The sequence below is a fragment of the Bordetella genomosp. 12 genome, assembly GCF_002261355.1.
GTDB lineage: Bacteria > Pseudomonadota > Gammaproteobacteria > Burkholderiales > Burkholderiaceae_B > Bordetella.
The window spans coordinates 598,508-616,397 of sequence record NZ_NEVU01000002.1 but is presented as its reverse complement, the minus strand read 5'-3'; the positions used below and the strand labels follow the sequence as shown (position 1 = coordinate 616,397).

Here is a 17,890-nt window from a genome sequence, read left to right as displayed (position 1 = left end):
GATATCGAATTCCCAGGAGGAACCCCGAAGAAAAATACCGATTCAGGGTAACAAACAAAATTACCGCCGCGCAATTTATATAATTTATTATTCTCTGATGATTTAACATTATATTTAACATCCGGAGAATGATTGCCGAATGAATCGCTGGAACCGACGAAGATAATCTGGTCGTCCAGCTGGCCCGCGCGGGCAGCCATCCTGCAGGCGGCGCAAGCCTCCCGGTACGGAATCCGTGCCGCGATAGCGCCACGGCGCCGGAAAAACTCCCGCGCCGGGCGCCTCGAGCAGACCCGCTTGCCGGCGGGATTAAGCCGCCTCCTCGTGCACGTACAGCACGAGGTCCCACACGCTGGCGTGGTGCCCGCGCACGGCGTGGCGCTTGCGACCCAGCCCGCGCATAAAGCGGCTCAGGGCCAGCAGATCGTTGGGGTAATGGTAGGCGGCGATACTCAGGCGGCACTCAGGCTGCGCCAAATGGCGTGTGGCGCCCTCCAGGATGCCGAGTTCGCCGCCCTCGACATCGGCCTTGATCATCGTGGCCTGCCCCGGCACCAGGCCATCCAGAGACACCGCGGGCAAGGTTTCGATCCACTCCTTGCGCGCCTCGCGCCACTGCGCGCTATCCGAGGGCAGTACAAAACGCGACCCATGCGGATAGTCGGGATCGGTGTAGAAGGCCACCGAACCGCCATGGGTCGGTCCTGCCACCACGCGCTCGGCCCGGATGGGCAGCAACCAGGAGAGGCTGCGCAAACTGGCGAAGTCCAGGCGATTGGGCTCCAGCCCCCAAAGCTCGGAACCGGGGCCCACCAGCCCCGCCATCCGGCCCAGGCACTCTCCCTGGCTGGCGCCCACATCGATGTAGATTTCGTGTTCGCGCGGCACGAACGAGCAATGCGGGCTGGCGCCGTTGAAGTACTGGTAGTCGGCGGAGATCATGTAGCGCAGCAAAGGACCGCGATCCAGCGCCAGATACGCGTGGATCCGGGCTGCCAGCGTCTGTCGCGACAACAGGTCCATCTCGGCCATCATGGCCTGATAGCTGGCGATCTCGGCCAGATAATGCTCGCGCTCTTCGATGACGGGCACATAGGTATGGGCGGCCCCGCTGGCCGCCATGTGCGCCAGGTAATCGAATTGACCCTGCACGCCCTGCCACAACGCCCACTCGCCGTGCGTGCCCGGAAAGCACATCAAGCCGATACGGGGATTGCGGCTGCGCTGCCGCAGGTATTCCAGCATCGAGATCGCCCCTTCCTGGCTGGGCGGAACCGGAATCATCGCATTGGGAAGCGTGGGTTTCTCACCCACTTCACAGAACCCCAGGAATCGCGGATCTGCGCGATAGGTGGAGCCTTGCGCCACCTCGTGCAAGTGCTGGGTCCAGGCGCTGCAATAGCGCGGCCACAGCACGTAAAAGCCTTCCAGGGCGCGCACCCGGGCCATGCGCTCATCACCCAGGCGTTTGAGCTCGCGCCAGTCGTCAAGGACCATCTACCGGCCTCCATAGCAGAGCCGGCAGTCAACACACCGGCAGTCAACACACCGGCAGTCAACACACCGGCAGTCAACAGGAGTCTGGGAGTGTGACGCGGCCGCGGGGGTGGCTGCAATCAGGCGCTACAGCGCACGGCGTAGGAGGATGCCTGATCCAGGCGGAACGTTTCCGCCCCACTCACAGCTCGACCTGCATGCCCATTTCAACCACCCGATTGGGCGGGATCTTGAAAAAGCGCGTGCTGCGGGTGGAGTTGCGGGCCATGAAGGAAAAGACCGCACGGCGCCAGCGCGACATGGCCGACCGCTTGCCCGAGACCACGGTCTGGCGCGACAGATAATAGGAGGTCCGCATGGGCTCAAGATCGATCTCCGGGTAGGCTTGCGCCACCTCACGCAGCGCCTCCGGCACATCGGGATCTTCCTTGAAGCCATAATGAATGATGACCTGCCAGCTCGAGGCGCTGATCTGCGTCACATCGAAGCGGCCGTCATCCGGGATGTAGGGGACATCGGCCACTCTGATGGACAAGAACACCACGTGGTCGTGCAGCACCTTGTTGTGCTTGAGGTTGTGCAACAGCGCCGGCGGCACGTTGCCGCTGTTCATGGTCATGAAAATGGCGGTACCAGGCACGCGCGCCGGCGGGTAGGTTTCCAGCTGCTCCATGAATTCCTGAAGCGGCTGGCGATCACGGGCCTGCAGTTGCGCCAACAGCAGGCGGCCGCGCCGCCAGGTCATCATGAGCGTAAAGACGATCACCCCGACCAGCAAGGGCATCCAGCCGCCTTCGTGGATCTTGAAGATATTGGCGCCGAAAAGCAGCACATCGATGAGCAGCAGCACGCCCAACAGTAGCATCCACGCCAGCCTTCTGCCGCCCGTGCTGCCCCGGGGCAGCACCGCAAACGCCAGCACCGAGGTGGTCAGCATGGTGCCGGTGACAGCGAAACCATAGGCCGCCGCCAGGTTCTCGGAATTGCGAAAGGCCAGCACCAGCAAGAGCACGGCGCACAACAGCAAGGCATTGACCTGCGGCAGATAGATCTGGCCTTTTTCAATGGCGGACGTGTGCAAAATCTGCATGCGCGGCCAGAAGCCCAACTGCACCGCTTGCCGCGTCACCGAGAAGGCGCCCGAGATCACGGCCTGAGAGGCCACCACCGTGGCCACCGTGGCCAGCGCCACCAGCGCCACCAGACCCCATTCCGGTGCCATGAGGAAAAAGGGATTGCGTATGGCCGTGGGATCGCGCAGCAGCAAAGCCCCCTGCCCCAGATAGCACAGCGTCAGCGACGGCAGCACCATGCTGAACCAGGCCCGCCGGATCGCCGGCCGGCCAAAGTGGCCCATGTCGGCATACAGCGCCTCGGCTCCCGTCAAGGCCAGCACCACCGCGCCGAGCAGCAGAAAACTCATCAAGGGAAACTCAACGATGAACCGCAGCCCCCACATCGGGTTGAGAGCCGCCAGAACTTCCGGCGCCTGCCAGATCTGCCAGGCGCCCAGAACGGCCAGCGTGCCGAACCAAAGCGCCATGACCGGCCCGAAGAGCTTGCCCATGGCCCCCGTGCCGCGCGACTGGATGGCAAACAAGGCCACCAGCACCACGATGGCGGCCGGCACGACCCAGCGATCCATAGTGTGCGACACCACGCCGATGCCCTCGATCGCGGAGAGCACGGAGATCGCCGGCGTAATCATGCTGTCGCCGTAAAAGAGCGCGGCACCGAAGATGCCCAGAATGACAAGAAACATGCGCATCTTGCCGCTGCGGCCGCGCACCGCCAACTCCAGCAGCGCCAGCGTACCGCCCTCGCCCTGGTTGTCCGCCCGCAGGATGAGCGTCACGTATTTGAGCGAAACGACCACCATGAGCAGCCAGAACAGAATCGACAGCACGCCCAGAATATGCGCGGGCTCCAGATCGGCGAAGCCCGTCAGGCAAGCCCGCAGCGTATACAGCGGGCTGGTGCCGATGTCCCCGTACACCACGCCCAGCGCCCCCATCATCAAGGCCATGCGCCGGGATTTGCCTGCTTCAGAGGTCTGACTCATAGGGACGCTCATGGCGTGTAAGTTGGGCGCCCTTGCGGGGACCAGGGAAAACAACCGTCAGCCGCGTGCCGCCAAACTCCGGGCGGCTGCTCAGCTTCCACCACGCGCCATGCGCGTGCGCGATCTCGCGCACGATGGCCAGACCCAGGCCCGAACCATCCGCACTGGCCGACGGCGAGCGGTAAAACGCCTCGAAGACGCGCTCGCGCTCTTGCGGATCAATACCCGGGCCATCATCCTCGACCGTGAGCGACGGCGGATTCTCGCCGATGGTCAGTGTCACCAGGCCCGCCCCATAACGCAGGGCATTGTCGATCAGATTGCCCAGCAGCTCGTCGAGCAGCAAAGGATCGCCATCGATCCAGATGGGATGGTCGGGCGCCAGCAGGTCCAGCTCGACCTGCGAGGCCCGGGTGCGGGGGATCCACTCGGCGCCGCTGGCGCGCACCCACTCGCACAGGTCCAGGCGCACGAAGCGATCCTGCGGCCTGGCGTTGGGGTCGGCCTTGGCCAGCACCAGCAATTGCTGCCCCAGCCGGATCATGCGATCGCTCACGACCTTGATGCGTTCAGCCCGAGCCCGCACGTCTTCGGGCAGCGGCCGCGCCAACATGAGCTCGGACTCCAGACGCAGACCGCTCAAGGGGGTACGCAATTGGTGAGCAGCATGGCCGATGAAGCGGCGCTGCGCGGCCAGCGAGGCATCCAGGCGCAACAACAGATCATTGATATGCGTGACCAGCGGCGCGATCTCTGCGGGCAGGCCTTGCACCGCCATGGGCTGCATATCGTCGATGGATCGCTGGCGTATTTCTTCCGACAGATGATTGACGGAGCGCAGGCCCGAGCGCACGCCCTGCACGATGACCCCGGCAAACAGAATGATCAACAGGATCTGACCCGCCACCATGAGCCAGAAGAAATCCTCCAGCATCCAGACGGACATGTCGATCTTGTGCGTGATGACCCAGGTCGCCGCCAGATCGAGCAGAAACAGCAGCAGAATGGGCGGCATGAGTCGCACCACCAGGTGGCGCGCCAGCGAACCAACCGGCAGCTTCCAGCCCGGCTGTTGCGGCAGAGGTTCGGGTCTTGAGTCCGGCATGGTGAGAAAGCGGTATGCGCCCACCCTTGCGGGCCGGCGTCCGTTTCAGGCGGGGTCAGGCAGCTTCGACGTCCAGCATATAGCCGAAACCGCGCACCGTCTGGATGCTGGCGCCCGTGCCCTCGAGGCGCTTGCGCAAGCGATAGACATACACTTCAACGGCGTTCTCGCTGAAGTCGGCATCCCAGGCAGAAAGCGAATTGACGATCTGGCGCTTGGTCACGACACGGCCGACACGGGCCATGAGCATCTCCAGCACGGACAACTCACGCACCGACAAGGCCAGGCGCTGACCATTGGCCCGGACTTCGCGGCCGACGGTGTCAAACACGAGGGGGCCGACTTCGATGAGCGGCTGAGCCTGCCCCGTCCGCCGGCGGCCCAAGGCCCGCACGCGGGCTGCCAGCTCGGGCAGATCAAAGGGCTTGGTGACGTAGTCGTCCGCCCCGGCATCCAGGCCGGCCACGCGATCGTCCAGACCATCGCGGGCGGTCAGGATGAGCACCGGAACCTGGTTGCCTTCCTGACGCAATTGGCGCAATACGTCCAGGCCGCTTTGGCCGGGGAGATTGAGATCCAGCAGAAGCAGATCGTACGGCTGCCCCGCCAGCGCTCCCTGGACCTTGTCACCTTCGGTGAGCCAGTCCACGGCATAGCCCTGGTCGGACAGGAATTCCTGGAGCGCATGGCCCAGGGTGGTGTCATCTTCGATTACGAGTACTCGCATGCCGCGATTCTAGCGCGAACCCGGGCTGCACGCCCAGATCAAATATGCGAGCCATTGCCAGATGGACCGCGGGGAGATGTTTCGGCCGGACAACCGAAGCATCTCCCCTGCCGGTCAGCGCGCGGGCTGAGCCGCGGGCTGGGCGCCGGCCTTGGCGGGCGCCGGCTTGGCAGGCTGGGCTGCCGGGTGGGCCGCGGGGTGAGCCCCCGTGGCTGCGGGCTGAGCGCCCGGAGCGGCCGGTTGGGCAGCGCCCGGCGCCGGGGCGGCGCCGGCCGGAGCCGGCGTGGTCACAAAGCCGATACGGCCCATGCCGGAGCGGCGCGCCGACGCCATGACCTTGGCCAGCGTTTCGTAGCGCGTGTTCTGGTCAGCGCGGATACGAATCTCGGGTTGCGGCTTGTCGCCTGCCACCGCGTGGAAGCGGAAAGGCAGGTCTTCCAGGGTGATCGGCTGCTCGTCCCAGAAAATCGAGCCGCTCGCGTCGATGGCCAGGTCGATCGTCTTCGGATCTTCCTGCAGCTGCTCGGCCGAAACCTGCGGCATGTTGATCTTGATCGAATGCGCCAGCAGCGGCGCCGTGATGATGAAGATCACCAGCAGCACCAGCATCACGTCGATGAGCGGCACCATGTTGATCTCGGACACGGTGTGGCCGCCCGACCCTTTATTGTCGAAGCTGCCGAAAGCCATTATTCGCTCCCTCGTGCATCGGCTTGGCCACCCTGGCGACGCAGCGCACGCACCTTGCCATCGGACACGGCGACTTGCTGGCCGGTCGTCAGGAAGGCGAACAGGTCATGCGCGAAGGCATCCAGACGCGACAGGAAGACGCGGTTGTTCCGCACGAAAGCGTTGTAGGCAAGCACGGCGGGAATGGCCACGGCCAGACCCAGGCCGGTCATGATGAGCGCTTCGCCCACGGGGCCGGCGATGCGGTTGATGGTGACGCCATCGGACAGGCCGATACCCACCAGCGCGTGGTACACGCCCCAGACCGTGCCGAACAGGCCGACGAACGGTGCGGTCGAACCCACCGAAGCCAGAATGGTCAGGCCGTTTTCGAGCTTGGCGGTTTCTTCGTCGATGACCTTGCGCATGGTGCGGGTGACGAACTCGCCGTTGCTGCCCGCCTCTTCGAGCTTGGTCGCACCGAACTTGGCGTGGTGGCTCTGGGCGTGGATGGCATGGCTGGCCAGATGCGAGAAGGGATCGCGGGCGCCATGCGTGGCGATCTCATTTTCGACCTGCTTGAGGGAACCGGCGTTCCAGAAGTGATTCAGGAAGGCGGCGGCACGGTTGCGCATGCGCACGTTGCTGATCGTCTTGACGACGATGAGGTACCAGGTGACCACCGACATCAGGATCAGAATGATGAAGAGCGTCTTGCCGACGAAGTCGCTTTGGGCGACGAAGTGCATGAACCCCATGTCGGGCACGGCGGGCGGCGGCGGCGCGAGGGAAGCGGCTGCGGCGGCGTTGAGCGTATCGGCGGCCGGTTGCAGCGTCTCGGGCGCGGCGGGCGGCGTGGCGGTGCCGCCCGCGGCGGGCGCTGCAGAGCCCGCGGCCTGGGCCACGACCATCATGGCGTTTTGGAGTGCGTTGAACATTTCAGTTCCCTTTTGCTTGAATCACTTAAGTCCGAAATCGAACGGAATCCTGGCCATGGCCGTTTGCGGAACCCCGTTGCGTGTCAATGGTTTGAAGCGGGCCTTGCGCACGGCTTCGATCGCCGAGGCATCCAGCCGGCGGAAGCCCGACGAACTGTCGACGACCGCTTTGTCGACATACCCTTGCGGATTGATCGTGACCAGCACGATCACACGCCCTTGTTCGCGGCGCCGGATGGACTCCGACGGGTACTTGGGCGCCGGGCGGTCACCCAGATACTCCACGCTGGACATGAAGACCGGCTCGTCAGGAGCGGGGCCTTGCTTGGGCGCTTGCGTGACCTGTTCGCCGTCGGTCTCACCGGCCGGCGGCTTGGGCGTCGGATCGGGCTTGACCTCGGTTTTGGGTTGCGGCTTGGGCTGAGGTTTCGGCTTGGGCTTAGGCTTGGGCGGCGGAGGCGGCGCGGGCACGGGCGGCTTTTCCACCACGGGCTCCGGCTCGGGCTCAGGCTCGATCTCAGGCTCGGGATCCGGCTCAGGCGTAGGGTCGACGACCGGCTCGGGAGGCGGTATCTCTTCCACGGGGGGTTCGGGATTGGGCTCGGCCTTGGCGACCTGAGGCACAGGGGCTTCGATGACGCTCACCATGACAGGCTCTTGGTCGAGCATGACAGGCGCTTCGGTGTCGTTGAAGAAAATGGCACCAATCACCGCTGCGTGCACGGCAAGCACGGCAATGCCGGCCCCCACGCGTAACCCCATCGACGCTTGCGGGGTAGAAGTCCAACCGTATTGAAGGCTAGGCATGAATCAGCCAGAAACATTAACGAGTACGCCAGCATGCAACCGGGAGAATTATCCCGGCCACCGGCTGGCGTTTCCAAGTCCACTACGATATATCAAATGCGAATGATTCGCAAGTTTACTCTGGCCTATATTATGCTCCCAACCCGGCCGCCCTGCCCTTGCCCATCGCGAAACCTCTGCGGCCCACACCCCTGACGGACTCAACGGCGGGAAATGGCCAAGGCCAGGCGAATCACGAGCCCCAAAACAAAAAGCCCTTGAACCGGTGGTCCAAGGGCCTTGAGCGTGATGCGCAGCTTTGGTGGGTGCTACAGGGGTCGAACCTGTGACCTACGCCTTGTAAGGGCGCCGCTCTACCAACTGAGCTAAGCACCCGTATGCGCGGGGCCACTCAAAGTCTTGCGCGGCCCGAAGTATAGCGAACCTCGCATGAGTCGGCAAATCGATTGCTCGCGATACGCAACGAGCCGCCGACCCGCCAATACAAACGCTTAATTGACGGCGTCCTTCAAGGCCTTGCCGGGACGGAACTTCGGCACCTTGGCTTTCTTGATCTTGATGGTTTCACCCGTGCGCGGGTTGCGGCCCGTGCGGGCAGCGCGTGCAGACACAGCGAAGGTGCCGAAACCCACCAGGGTGACCGTGCCCCCCTTTTTGAGCGTGGTCTTGACGGCACCGATCAAAGCGTCAAGCGTGCGACCGGCAGCTGCCTTGGAGATATCGGCTTTGCTGGCGATGTGATCGATGAGTTCGGTTTTGTTCATTCAGGATTACCCCTCACAAGGTATGAATTACGCGCCCCGCGCAGCGCGAAAGCGCCGATGTTGGGCTCGCGCCAGAACTGACGAGTGACGATTTAGTATTTCTTGCGCTGCAAAAGCACAACCTTTTAATTGCTGCGTCGCAGCTTCCTGGCAGGCTTTTTCAAGCTGTGGAAAGCTGCGACGCAGTGACGTATTAGGCCCGGCGCGTCTGCGACTGTCAAGCATTACCCAAGCGAGAAACCGCGCCGATACTGGCTTTTAACGCTTTACGCAATAAACAAAAACGCCAGGCATCCGCTGCGCGCACCAAGCGACATACGCATGATCAGGCCATCGAGCCTTTGAGCGCTTGATCAAAATCATGCAACAGGTCCGCTTCGTCCTCGATGCCCACGGAGACGCGAATGAGACTGTCGGCGATACCCATCTGCGCACGCCGCTCGGCGCCCATCTCGTAATAAATGGTGTGCGCGGCCGGCAGCGCCAGGCTGCGCGTGTCGCCAAGATGCGTGGCATTGAGCACGATGTTCAGGCGATTCAGAAAGTCAAAGCAATCGATGCCATCAGCCAGCTCCACGCCCAGCAAGCCCCCATAGCGTCCCTGGCGAAACAGGCTGCCGGCCCGCGCGTGCTGCGGGTGGGCCGCCAAGCCCGGGTAATGCACTTTGGCCACGCCGGGATGCGACTGCAGCAGGTGCGCCAGCGCGAGCGCATTGCTGCAATGCCTGTCCATGCGCAGCGCCAGCGTCTCGGCACCGATGGCGATGCGATGCGCCGGCTCGGCCGCCAGCGTGCCCCCCATATCGCGCAGGCCCTTCTTCTTGATCTGGGTCAGCCCCCAGCTCGTCGGCGCGCCTTTGCGATAGGTCTCGAAGATATTCGTGTACCCCGACCAGTCGAACAGCCCCGTGTCCGTCACCGAGCCGCCCAGTGCGTGACCATGGCCGCCGATGTACTTCGACAGCGAATTCATCACCAGCGACGCACCGACTTCGCGCGGCTGAAACAGCCAGGGCGACGTCAGCGTATTGTCCACCACGTACACCAGCCCCTGCTCGCGGCAGATCTCGCCGATGGCGGCCAGATCCGCGATCTGCGTGCCAGGGTTGGCGATGGTTTCGGTAAATACCATGCGGGTGTTCGGACGTACGGCGGCGCGCACTTGTTCCGCATCCGTGGCATCGACCGAGGTGACCTCAACGCCGAGTTCGACCAAGGTGCCCAGCAGGCTGTTGGTATTGCCGAAGATGAACTGGCTCGATATGAGGTGATCGCCACGGCGCAGCAAGGTCGTGAAAATCGCCGCCAGCGCGGCCATGCCGGTGGCAAAGCTCACCGAGCTCTTGCCGCCCTCCATCTGACTGATCTTGGCTTCCAGGGCGTTGGTGGTCGGCGTTCCCTGGCGCGCATAGGTGAACCCGGCCTTACCCTGAAACACGGCCGCCAGCTCGCGCGAGTCTTCGTAGGCGAACTCGGAGGACGGATGCATGGGCTTGTGCACCGCGCCGTGCTCGACAGCCTGGGTGCGATCGGAATGGAGAATCGTGGTGGTAAAGCCGTTTTGGTGCATGGTGTGCCCGGAGCCGGATAGCCGGCAGGAAAGTGGCAAAAAATGAAAATCAATGACGCCGCTGGCGCACGGTCTCGTAGAGGCAGACCGCGCTGGCGACGCTGACGTTGAGGCTCTCGACCGAGCCCAACATGGGAATACTGACCAACTCATCGCAGGTCTCGCGCGTCAGGCGGCGAATGCCCTCGCCCTCGGCGCCCATGACCCACGCCATGGGTTGACGCGCATCGACCGCATGCATGTCATGACCGGCCTGATCATCGGTCCCCACCAGCCACACGCCGCGCTCTTTCAATTCGCGCATGGTGCGCGCCAGATTGGTGACCATGATGTAGGGAACCGTATCGGCCGCGCCGCAGGCCACGCGCTGCACCGTGGCATTCAGGCCGACCGCGCGATCACGCGGCGCGATGACGGCATGCACGCCCGCCGCATCGGCGGTACGCAGGCAGGCGCCCAGGTTGTGCGGATCGGTCACGCCATCCAGGATGAGCAGAAAGGCCGGCCCTTCGATTTCGTCGAGCACCTCGGCCACGCCGACGGCCAGCGGCCGTTCGTCGGCCACGGCCAGAACGCCCTGGTGACGGGTGCCGCGCGCCATGCCGTCAAGGCGCTCGGCCGGCACCGGATGGACCCGGCGCCCGGCGCGCTCGGCCTGTTCGATCAGCGTCTGCATGCGCTTGTCGCGGCGGGATGCCTCGACATAGATTTCCTTGATGGACTCAGGGGCGTGGCGCAAACGCGCCACGACTGCGTGAAACCCCGCCAGGACTTGGGTCGACGCCATGGTGATGACTACCTTTGAAAACAGGAAGGCCCGCCGCAACGGCGACGGGCCGGGGCGTGGCCCCCTGGGCCCACCCCTGCAATCCCGCAATGTTACCGCGCCAGAAGGCTAGCGGCGCCCGCGCGTGGCCTTCTTGGCTGGCGCCGCGGGCCGCTTGGCGGGCGTCGGCGGCACTTTATTGGCCTTCTTGGCTTCGGCGCGGCGCTGTTTGGCGGTTTGCCCCTTGAGCGCAGCGGGTTTGGGCGCGGCGGCCTTCTTGATGCGACGCGGCTCGTCCGGATTGCGCGCGCTCTGCTTGCGCAAGGATTCGTAGCTCGTCCCTTTGACCAGCCGGAATTCGATACGCCGGGCTTCGAGATCGACACGCGCCACCTGCACTTGCACTTTATCGGTGAGGCGATAGCGCATGCCGGTGCGTTCGCCGCGCAGTTCGTGCAGCGAGTCGTTGAACTGGAAATATTCGCCGCCGAGCTCGGAGACGTGCACCAACCCCTCCACATGCAGCGTATCCAGCGTCACGAAAATGCCGAAGCTCGCCACGCCCGTCACCGTGCCGCTGAAGTCCTCGCCCACGCGCTCCTTCACGAACCAGCATTTGAGCCAGGCCTCCACGTCGCGCGAGGCCTCGTCGGCCCGGCGCTCGCTGGCCGACAGGAGCAAGCCAAGCTTCTCCCAAATGGCGTGCTCGTGGTCGCGCTGGCTGCGCCCGATGACCACCGGCTGCGATTGCAGCTCGGGGACGTAGCGCCGCCCTTCCAGCAATGCCTTGATGACGCGGTGCGTCAGCAGATCGGGATAGCGCCGAATAGGCGAGGTGAAATGCGAATAGGCCGGATAAGCCAGACCGAAGTGGCCCATGTTGTCGGGGCTGTAAACAGCCTGCTGCATGGAGCGCAAGCTCATGGTCTGCAGCAGCGGGAAATCCGGGCGCCCGCGCACCGTATCGAGAAATTCGCCGTAATCCTTGGCCGTGGGCGTGTCGCCGCCCCCCAAAGACAGCGCCATCGTGCGCAGAAAATCACGCAGAGCCTGCAGCCGCTCAGGGGTCGGGCCCTCGTGGATACGGTACAGGCCCGGATGTTTGCTGCGCAGCATGAAGTCCGCAGCGCAGGTATTGGCCGCCAGCATGCATTCTTCGATGAGCTTATGGGCGTCATTGCGCACCATGGGCACGATCTGTTCGATGCGCCCCAGCTCATTGCACACGATGCGCGTCTCGATGGTTTCGAAATCGATGGCGCCACGCTTTTTGCGCTGCTGTGACAGCAACTGGTAGAGCTCGTACAGATGCTGCACATCCGGCAACAGCTTGCCCAGGGCCAGCGCAGCCGGCCCCCCCGGCTGCTGCAAGGCCTCCCAGATGCTGGTGTACGTGGTGCGCGCATGCGAGTGCATCACGGCGTTGTAGAACTGATAGGCCGTGACCGTGCCGGCCTTGGCTCCCGTGGCGGGGATCACCATGTCGCAGACCAGCACCAGGCGATCCACATCGGGGTTGAGCGAGCACAGTCCGTTGGACAGCGACTCCGGCAGCATGGGAATGACGCGGCGCGGGAAGTACACGCTGGTGCCGCGCTCGATCGCATCGTCGTCGATGGCATCGCCAGGCTGGACGTAGTGGCTGACATCGGCGATGGCCACCAACAGGCGCCAGCCCGGGCGCTTGCGCTGCCCCGTGCCGAGATCGACCGGTTCACAGTAGACGGCGTCATCGAAGTCGCGCGCATCTTCGCCATCAATCGTGATCAGCGGAACATCACGCAAATCCACGCGCTGCTTGAGGTCGCTCTTGCGCACGCTGTCGGGCAGGCGGGCGGCCTGCTTGCGCGCCGCCTCGGAAAAATCGACCGGTACGTCAAACTTGCGCACCGCGATTTCGATCTCCATGCCGGGATCATCGATCTCGCCCAGGACCTCGAACACCTTGCCCAGGGGCTGGGTGTGCCGCGTCGGCTGCTCGATGATTTCGACCGACACGACCTGGCCATGCTGCGCGCCATTGGTGTCGCTCGGGGGAATCAGGATGTCATGTTTGATGCGCTGATCTTCGGGCACGACGATGGACAAGCCATGCTCGTGCAGAAACCGGCCCACCAGTTTGTTGGTGCGCCGCTCGATGACCTCGACGATGGTGCCCTCGGGCTTGCCGCGATACTCACCAGACGGCTTGACCAACACCCGGTCGCCGTGCAGCACCTTCAGCATTTCGCGCGGAGACAGGAAAATATCCTGGCCGCCGTCATCACGCACGAGAAAACCGAAGCCGTCGCGGTGGCCCTGGACGCGGCCGGCGACGAAATCCAGTTTGGTGGCGAGCAACAACACACCCTTGCGATTGGGCAGCAACTGGCCGTCGCGCTCCATCGCGGCAAGGCGGCGCTCGAAGCCGACCACGGTCGCCTCGCGCTCGACACCCATGCGCTGCGCGAGTTCGGCCGGTGCCAAAGGCGCGCCGGCCGTGCGCAAGGCATTGAGAATCTCTTCGCGAGACGGGACGTCCGGATCAAAATCCGGTGGAGCATCGGGCAGGACCGGAGTAGATCTATTATTTTTGTTTGCGTCGTTGTTCGATCGTTTTGCCAAAGCTGAAAATCCCGTATATAATGCGCAGCTTCTGTGGTCAGCCCAGTGCGACACTGAAAGTCAAGCACAGCGATTTGCGAAGTAGCTAGTCTACGTGAAATCCAGCGCAAAAATGTTGTCAGACACAGTGCCCAGGTGGCGGAATTGGTAGACGCGCATGGTTCAGGTCCATGTGCCGCAAGGTGTGGAGGTTCGAGTCCTCTCCTGGGCACCACAGTTTTTTTCAGGCAGTTTGCCCGCAAACTGCCTGGTAAAGGCAAATTGATTTATCGATTCGCCTGGTGGGATTCAAAACCCCGAGCCGCGCAAGCGACTCGGGGTTTTGCTTTTCGTGCGCTTTTCGTGCCCGATCAGCCGGCAGACTTATCGCGACCGGCTGCCTTCGCGGCGCACATGATGCGCCTCATAGCGCCCCTGCCCCATGGCGTCGATCTGACCCTGAACCAGGCGCTCCAAAGGCGCGAGCAAGGCATCAAAACGATCCGTGCCCTCCATCGCATTGAGCGCCGCGGCCACCGCTTCCAGCGTAGAAAGCGCACCCGGCAGATCCGCATGCCTGACACGGTAGCGTCCTGGCCCGGCGTGGGGCAGATCGAGCCGGGGCAAGGCCGCCAGCGCCGGATGCCGCGCAATCATGCTGCGCGCACGGCGCCAGGTCGCATCCGGCACAACCAACAAGCGCGGCAGCGCTGGCGGCAACGCCGGCCCGGCCGCAACGGCCGCCGCCCCCGGAAACAACAAAAACGCCTGCTGCCCCGGCTGCGACCACAGCCCCGCGTCGAAATGCTCGGCCACCACGCGCCTGGCCCGGGCCAGCCCCAGACATGCCAGGCGGGCGGTATTGAGCGCATGCCCCGCCTCCCGCGGATCCTGCAGAATCAATACGCGCGTCTGCGACCACAATTTGGGCAGCACCGCACACAGACAATGGGTGAGCGGACGGTCGCAACGGAGGCAATGCGGACGAGTCATGAATAAGGGCTAAACAATGCTGCGCGCGGCAGCCAAGCCCTAAGCATAGCCGCGCCCGGCCGGGCGGGCGTTATTGACTTGCGCACGCCCTGAAAAATGTGCATAATTCGCGTCCTGCTGATTGCGCGGCAACGCAAGATCGACAGAGCCCAGGTGGCGGAATTGGTAGACGCGCATGGTTCAGGTCCATGTGCCGCAAGGTGTGGAGGTTCGAGTCCTCTCCTGGGCACCAATAACAACGTCGTGATGATCCGCACGGCGCGCCAAACCCGAAGCCTATTCGGGTTTTTCTTTCAGGATCGCCGGCTCATGCCCGGCCCCAAACAGCATGGTCGTGCGCTTGACGGTGAGCAAAACGACTCAGCATGACAGATCGTGCCCAGGTGGCGGAATTGGTAGACGCGCATGGTTCAGGTCCATGTGCCGCAAGGTGTGGAGGTTCGAGTCCTCTCCTGGGCACCACCGCTTAAGACAACAAACCCAGCATAACGAATGGTTAGGCTGGGTTTTTTGTTGCCTGCGCGGCGCGTTTGCCCCGGCAAGGGCCGGGCAGGCCGCGGCCACGCTGAACCCGCCCCCTCCACGCCGGCCTTCAAGCGCGAACGATCTCCCTCGTCATGGCCACATGCGGAATGCCGGCTTCGACGAACTCCTCGCCGTCGGCCTGAAAGCCATGCGCCTCATAAAATGACTTCGCGTGGGTCTGCGCGTGCAGCACCAGCACGCGATGCCCGTCGCCGTGGCCTTGCGCGATGAGCGCGTCCAGCACCTGGCCCCCCACCCCGGCGCCGCGCGCCTGCCGGCGTACCGCCATGCGCCCGATATGGCCGTCCGGCAGCAACCGGCCCGTGCCGATAGGCTGCCCGGCGGCGTCATAGGCCACCGCATGCACGGAGACCGCATCCTCGTCGTCGAGTTCGATCTCGGGCGGCACTTTCTGCTCGAGCACGAAAACCTCATGCCGCACTTGCGCGGCATGGTCGCGCAGACGATCCCAGGTTCCGATGACAATACGCACAGGCGTGGCGGACACAGCACTCATGACGATGATTCCAGCAAGTTGTTCTTACCCGATTGTCTCAGGCCAGACCGCAGCCTCCAAGCCCCCGCGCGTCATTCAGTAAAATGCTGGCTTTTCCCCCTCCCCCCGCGCCATGTCCGCCGTCGTCAACGCTACGCTGCCGGTCTTTGCCTTGATACTGACCGGTTGGCTGGCTGCCCGCATGCGTGTGCTCGGGCCCACCGCCACCGACGCCCTGAACCGGTATGTCGCCTACCTTTCCTTGCCCGCCCTGCTGTTTCGCGCCATGGCCCAGGCCAGGATGGATGACATGCTGCATTGGGGATTTATCGCGGCGTTCTGGGGCGGCATCTGCATCACCTTCGGCGTGACGATGGCGGTGGCCGGACGACGTGCCCCGCTGACCGACCGGACAATAGAAGGCCTGGCCGCGGCCTACGCCAACGCCGGCTATATGGGCATCCCGCTCTGCCTGGTGGTGCTGGGCCCGGATAGCCTGCCGCCGGCCATCATCACCACCTTGCTGACCGCCTGCGCCTTGTTTGCCTGCGCCATTGCCCTGATCGAGTATGACCAGCATCGCCAGCGGCATTGGGGCGCCACGCTCTACAAAGTGGGGCGCGCGCTGGCGCGCAATCCGCTGCTGATCGCGCCCGTGGCCGGCGCCCTGGTGGCCGGGCTGGACGTTTCCCTGCCGCAAGGCCTGGACCGCTATGTGGAATTGCTGGGTGCCTCGGCCAGCCCTTGCGCGCTCATCACCATCGGGCTGTTTCTCGCCCAGGCGCAACCGGCCGTAGGCAGTACATCCGTGGGCCGACTGGTCGCGGGCAAATTGCTGCTGCAGCCCCTCATCACGGCCATCCTGGCTTTCTGGGTGTTTTCCATGCCGCCGTTGTGGGCCTGGTGCGCGGTGCTCATCAGCGCCCTGCCCATGGGCACCGGGCCGTTCATGCTGGCCCAGCTCTATGGCCGCGCCGCTGGCAACACATCGCGCGCCATCCTACTGTCGACCCTGCTGTCAGTCATCACGATCTCGGCCCTGGTCGCCTGGATTCAACAATTCCATCCGCTCTGAATCATGCTGGCGCTCGCCCTTTTCGTCCTGACACTCACCCTGGTCATCTGGCAGCCGCGCGGGCTGAATGTCGGGTGGAGCGCGTGCATCGGCGCCGCATTGGCCTTGCTGACTGGCGTGGTTCAGTGGACAGACATCGGGGTGGTGTGGCACATCGTCTGGAATGCCACGGCCACCTTCATCGCCATCATCATCACCAGCCTCATCCTCGACGAGGCGGGCTTTTTCGAATGGGCAGCCCTGCATGTGGCGCGCTGGGGCCGCGGCAGCGGCCATCGCCTCTTCGTCCTCATCGTGCTGCTCGGCGCCACCGTCACGGCACTGTTTGCCAATGACGGCGCCGCGCTCATTCTCACGCCCATCGTGATGGAGATGTTGTTGGCGCTGGGCTTTGGCCCGGCCGCCACCCTGGCCTTCGTGATGGCGGCCGGCTTCATTGCCGATACCGGCAGCATTCCGCTCATCGTCTCCAATCTGGTCAACATCGTCTCGGCCGACTTCTTCGGGCTGGGCTTCGGCGAATACGCGTCGGTCATGGCGCCGGTCAACCTCGTCGCCGTGGGCGCCTCGCTGGCCATGCTGTGGCTGTTTTTCCGCCGTGACCTGCCCGCGCGCTACGAGGTGGCCAGCCTGCCGCCGCCGCATACCGCCATTCGAGACAGCCTGACGTTTCGCGTCGGCTGGGTCGTGCTGGCATTGCTGCTGGCCGGTTTTTTTCTGCTCGAACCACTGGGCGTGCCGGTCAGCGCCATCGCCGCGCTGGGAGCAGCCGGCCTGCTGCTGATCGCCGGCCGCCGGCACATCGTCGGCACCCGCCGCATCATGCGCGAGGCCCCCTGGCATATCGTGGTGTTCTCGTTGGGCATGTACCTGGTGGTTTATGGTCTGCGCAATGCCGGCCTGACCCAGGCCCTGACCGCACTGCTGGAGCATTGCGCCGCATACGGCGTTTGGGGAGCGGCCATGGGCACTGGCATCGCCACCGCCGTGCTGTCCTCGATCATGAACAATCTGCCCACGGTCCTGATCGGTGCCCTGTCCATCGCGGATGCGCAGGTCGCGCACGACAGCAGCCGGCTGGCCATGATCTACGCCAACGTGATCGGCAGCGATCTGGGCCCGAAGATCACACCGATAGGCAGCCTGGCCACCTTGCTGTGGCTGCACGTCCTTGCACGCAAGGGGCTGGTCATAACCTGGGGCTATTACTTCCGGGTGGGCCTGGTGCTGACCGTGCCGGTATTGCTGGCTACCCTGGTAGCGCTGGCGTGGCGCTTGAGCCTCTAGCAATATATCTTTTGGATATATAAAAA

15 protein-coding genes and 4 tRNA genes are annotated in these 17,890 nt (G+C 64.0%); 5 read left to right on the top strand and 14 right to left on the bottom strand.

Annotated features, from left to right (window positions below; translation table 11 throughout):
• Positions 1 to 309: 309 nt before the first annotated feature.
• From CAL22_RS08200 to rnr, 12 genes are all read right to left on the bottom strand, one after another.
• Positions 310 to 1,497 (bottom strand): FkbM family methyltransferase, encoded by a 1,188-nt coding sequence (locus CAL22_RS08200; RefSeq protein WP_094812097.1) that lies wholly within the window; start codon positions 1,495 to 1,497, stop codon positions 310 to 312.
• A gap of 181 nt (positions 1,498 to 1,678) precedes the next feature.
• Positions 1,679 to 3,559, bottom strand: coding sequence for a potassium transporter Kup (locus CAL22_RS08195; RefSeq protein ID WP_208621927.1), 1,881 nt, complete (start codon positions 3,557 to 3,559; stop codon positions 1,679 to 1,681).
• Positions 3,543 to 4,664 (bottom strand): sensor histidine kinase, encoded by a 1,122-nt coding sequence (locus CAL22_RS08190; protein WP_094813519.1) that lies wholly within the window; start codon positions 4,662 to 4,664, stop codon positions 3,543 to 3,545. The genes CAL22_RS08195 and CAL22_RS08190 overlap by 17 nt, the downstream gene beginning before the upstream one ends.
• A 55-nt stretch (positions 4,665 to 4,719) precedes the next feature.
• A complete protein-coding gene (locus CAL22_RS08185) occupies positions 4,720 to 5,391 on the bottom strand; it encodes a response regulator (protein WP_094812093.1) in 672 nt (223 codons plus the stop codon).
• 114 nt (positions 5,392 to 5,505) lie between these two features.
• On the bottom strand, positions 5,506 to 6,081 hold the full coding sequence (locus CAL22_RS08180) for an ExbD/TolR family protein (RefSeq protein WP_094812091.1): 576 nt from the start codon (positions 6,079 to 6,081) through the stop codon (positions 5,506 to 5,508).
• A complete protein-coding gene (locus CAL22_RS08175; RefSeq protein ID WP_094812089.1) occupies positions 6,081 to 6,998 on the bottom strand; it encodes a MotA/TolQ/ExbB proton channel family protein in 918 nt (305 codons plus the stop codon). The genes CAL22_RS08180 and CAL22_RS08175 overlap by 1 nt, the downstream gene beginning before the upstream one ends.
• Before the next feature lie 21 nt (positions 6,999 to 7,019).
• Positions 7,020 to 7,805, bottom strand: coding sequence for an energy transducer TonB (locus CAL22_RS08170; protein WP_208621919.1), 786 nt, complete (start codon positions 7,803 to 7,805; stop codon positions 7,020 to 7,022).
• 299 nt (positions 7,806 to 8,104) lie between these two features.
• Positions 8,105 to 8,180 (bottom strand) — tRNA-Val (locus tag CAL22_RS08165).
• A gap of 116 nt (positions 8,181 to 8,296) precedes the next feature.
• Positions 8,297 to 8,569: an HU family DNA-binding protein gene (locus tag CAL22_RS08160; RefSeq protein WP_094812087.1), complete on the bottom strand. Its 273-nt coding sequence runs from the start codon at positions 8,567 to 8,569 to the stop codon at positions 8,297 to 8,299.
• Positions 8,570 to 8,894: 325 nt separating this feature from the next.
• The gene (locus CAL22_RS08155; protein WP_094812085.1) at positions 8,895 to 10,139 is read right to left on the bottom strand and encodes a cystathionine gamma-synthase family protein; all 1,245 of its coding nucleotides are present in this window, start codon (positions 10,137 to 10,139) and stop codon (positions 8,895 to 8,897) included.
• A gap of 49 nt (positions 10,140 to 10,188) precedes the next feature.
• On the bottom strand, positions 10,189 to 10,926 hold the full coding sequence (rlmB, locus tag CAL22_RS08150) for a 23S rRNA (guanosine(2251)-2'-O)-methyltransferase RlmB (protein ID WP_094812083.1): 738 nt from the start codon (positions 10,924 to 10,926) through the stop codon (positions 10,189 to 10,191).
• Positions 10,927 to 11,034: 108 nt separating this feature from the next.
• The gene (rnr, locus tag CAL22_RS08145) at positions 11,035 to 13,509 is read right to left on the bottom strand and encodes a ribonuclease R (protein ID WP_094812081.1); all 2,475 of its coding nucleotides are present in this window, start codon (positions 13,507 to 13,509) and stop codon (positions 11,035 to 11,037) included.
• Between the two features lie 129 nt (positions 13,510 to 13,638).
• Between rnr and CAL22_RS08140 the strand changes: the two genes are divergently transcribed.
• Positions 13,639 to 13,723: transfer RNA gene (locus CAL22_RS08140), tRNA-Leu, on the top strand.
• A gap of 149 nt (positions 13,724 to 13,872) precedes the next feature.
• On the opposite strand, the gene CAL22_RS08135 is transcribed toward CAL22_RS08140, so the two are convergent.
• Positions 13,873 to 14,481: a tRNA-uridine aminocarboxypropyltransferase gene (locus CAL22_RS08135; protein WP_094812079.1), complete on the bottom strand. Its 609-nt coding sequence runs from the start codon at positions 14,479 to 14,481 to the stop codon at positions 13,873 to 13,875.
• Between the two features lie 147 nt (positions 14,482 to 14,628).
• Here CAL22_RS08135 and CAL22_RS08130 point away from each other — a divergent pair.
• Positions 14,629 to 14,713, top strand: a tRNA-Leu gene (locus CAL22_RS08130).
• A gap of 145 nt (positions 14,714 to 14,858) precedes the next feature.
• Positions 14,859 to 14,943, top strand: a tRNA-Leu gene (locus CAL22_RS08125).
• A gap of 130 nt (positions 14,944 to 15,073) precedes the next feature.
• Here the strand turns inward: CAL22_RS08125 and CAL22_RS08120 are convergent.
• Positions 15,074 to 15,523 carry a GNAT family N-acetyltransferase gene (locus tag CAL22_RS08120; protein ID WP_094812077.1) on the bottom strand — a complete coding sequence of 150 codons (450 nt, stop codon included), beginning with the start codon at positions 15,521 to 15,523 and terminating at the stop codon, positions 15,074 to 15,076.
• Positions 15,524 to 15,635: 112 nt separating this feature from the next.
• Here CAL22_RS08120 and CAL22_RS08115 point away from each other — a divergent pair, with 112 nt between their 5' ends.
• Both CAL22_RS08115 and CAL22_RS08110 read left to right on the top strand, forming a co-directional pair.
• Positions 15,636 to 16,577 (top strand): AEC family transporter, encoded by a 942-nt coding sequence (locus CAL22_RS08115; protein ID WP_094812075.1) that lies wholly within the window; start codon positions 15,636 to 15,638, stop codon positions 16,575 to 16,577.
• Between the two features lie 3 nt (positions 16,578 to 16,580).
• Positions 16,581 to 17,864, top strand: a complete 1,284-nt coding sequence (locus CAL22_RS08110; RefSeq protein ID WP_094812073.1) for an arsenic transporter — start codon at positions 16,581 to 16,583, stop codon at positions 17,862 to 17,864.
• Positions 17,865 to 17,890 lie beyond the last annotated feature (26 nt).

Coding starts and splice junctions, on each gene's coding strand:
- CAL22_RS08200 (WP_094812097.1), bottom strand. CDS start 1,497: ATGGTCCTTGACGACTGGCGCGAGCTCAAACGCCTGGGTGATGAGCGC.
- CAL22_RS08195 (WP_208621927.1), bottom strand. CDS start 3,559: ATGAGTCAGACCTCTGAAGCAGGCAAATCCCGGCGCATGGCCTTGATG.
- CAL22_RS08190 (WP_094813519.1), bottom strand. CDS start 4,664: ATGCCGGACTCAAGACCCGAACCTCTGCCGCAACAGCCGGGCTGGAAG.
- CAL22_RS08185 (WP_094812093.1), bottom strand. CDS start 5,391: ATGCGAGTACTCGTAATCGAAGATGACACCACCCTGGGCCATGCGCTC.
- CAL22_RS08180 (WP_094812091.1), bottom strand. CDS start 6,081: ATGGCTTTCGGCAGCTTCGACAATAAAGGGTCGGGCGGCCACACCGTG.
- CAL22_RS08175 (WP_094812089.1), bottom strand. CDS start 6,998: ATGTTCAACGCACTCCAAAACGCCATGATGGTCGTGGCCCAGGCCGCG.
- CAL22_RS08170 (WP_208621919.1), bottom strand. CDS start 7,805: ATGCCTAGCCTTCAATACGGTTGGACTTCTACCCCGCAAGCGTCGATG.
- CAL22_RS08160 (WP_094812087.1), bottom strand. CDS start 8,569: ATGAACAAAACCGAACTCATCGATCACATCGCCAGCAAAGCCGATATC.
- CAL22_RS08155 (WP_094812085.1), bottom strand. CDS start 10,139: ATGCACCAAAACGGCTTTACCACCACGATTCTCCATTCCGATCGCACC.
- rlmB (WP_094812083.1), bottom strand. CDS start 10,926: ATGGCGTCGACCCAAGTCCTGGCGGGGTTTCACGCAGTCGTGGCGCGT.
- CAL22_RS08135 (WP_094812079.1), bottom strand. CDS start 14,481: ATGACTCGTCCGCATTGCCTCCGTTGCGACCGTCCGCTCACCCATTGT.
- CAL22_RS08120 (WP_094812077.1), bottom strand. CDS start 15,523: ATGAGTGCTGTGTCCGCCACGCCTGTGCGTATTGTCATCGGAACCTGG.
- CAL22_RS08115 (WP_094812075.1), top strand. CDS start 15,636: ATGTCCGCCGTCGTCAACGCTACGCTGCCGGTCTTTGCCTTGATACTG.
- CAL22_RS08110 (WP_094812073.1), top strand. CDS start 16,581: ATGCTGGCGCTCGCCCTTTTCGTCCTGACACTCACCCTGGTCATCTGG.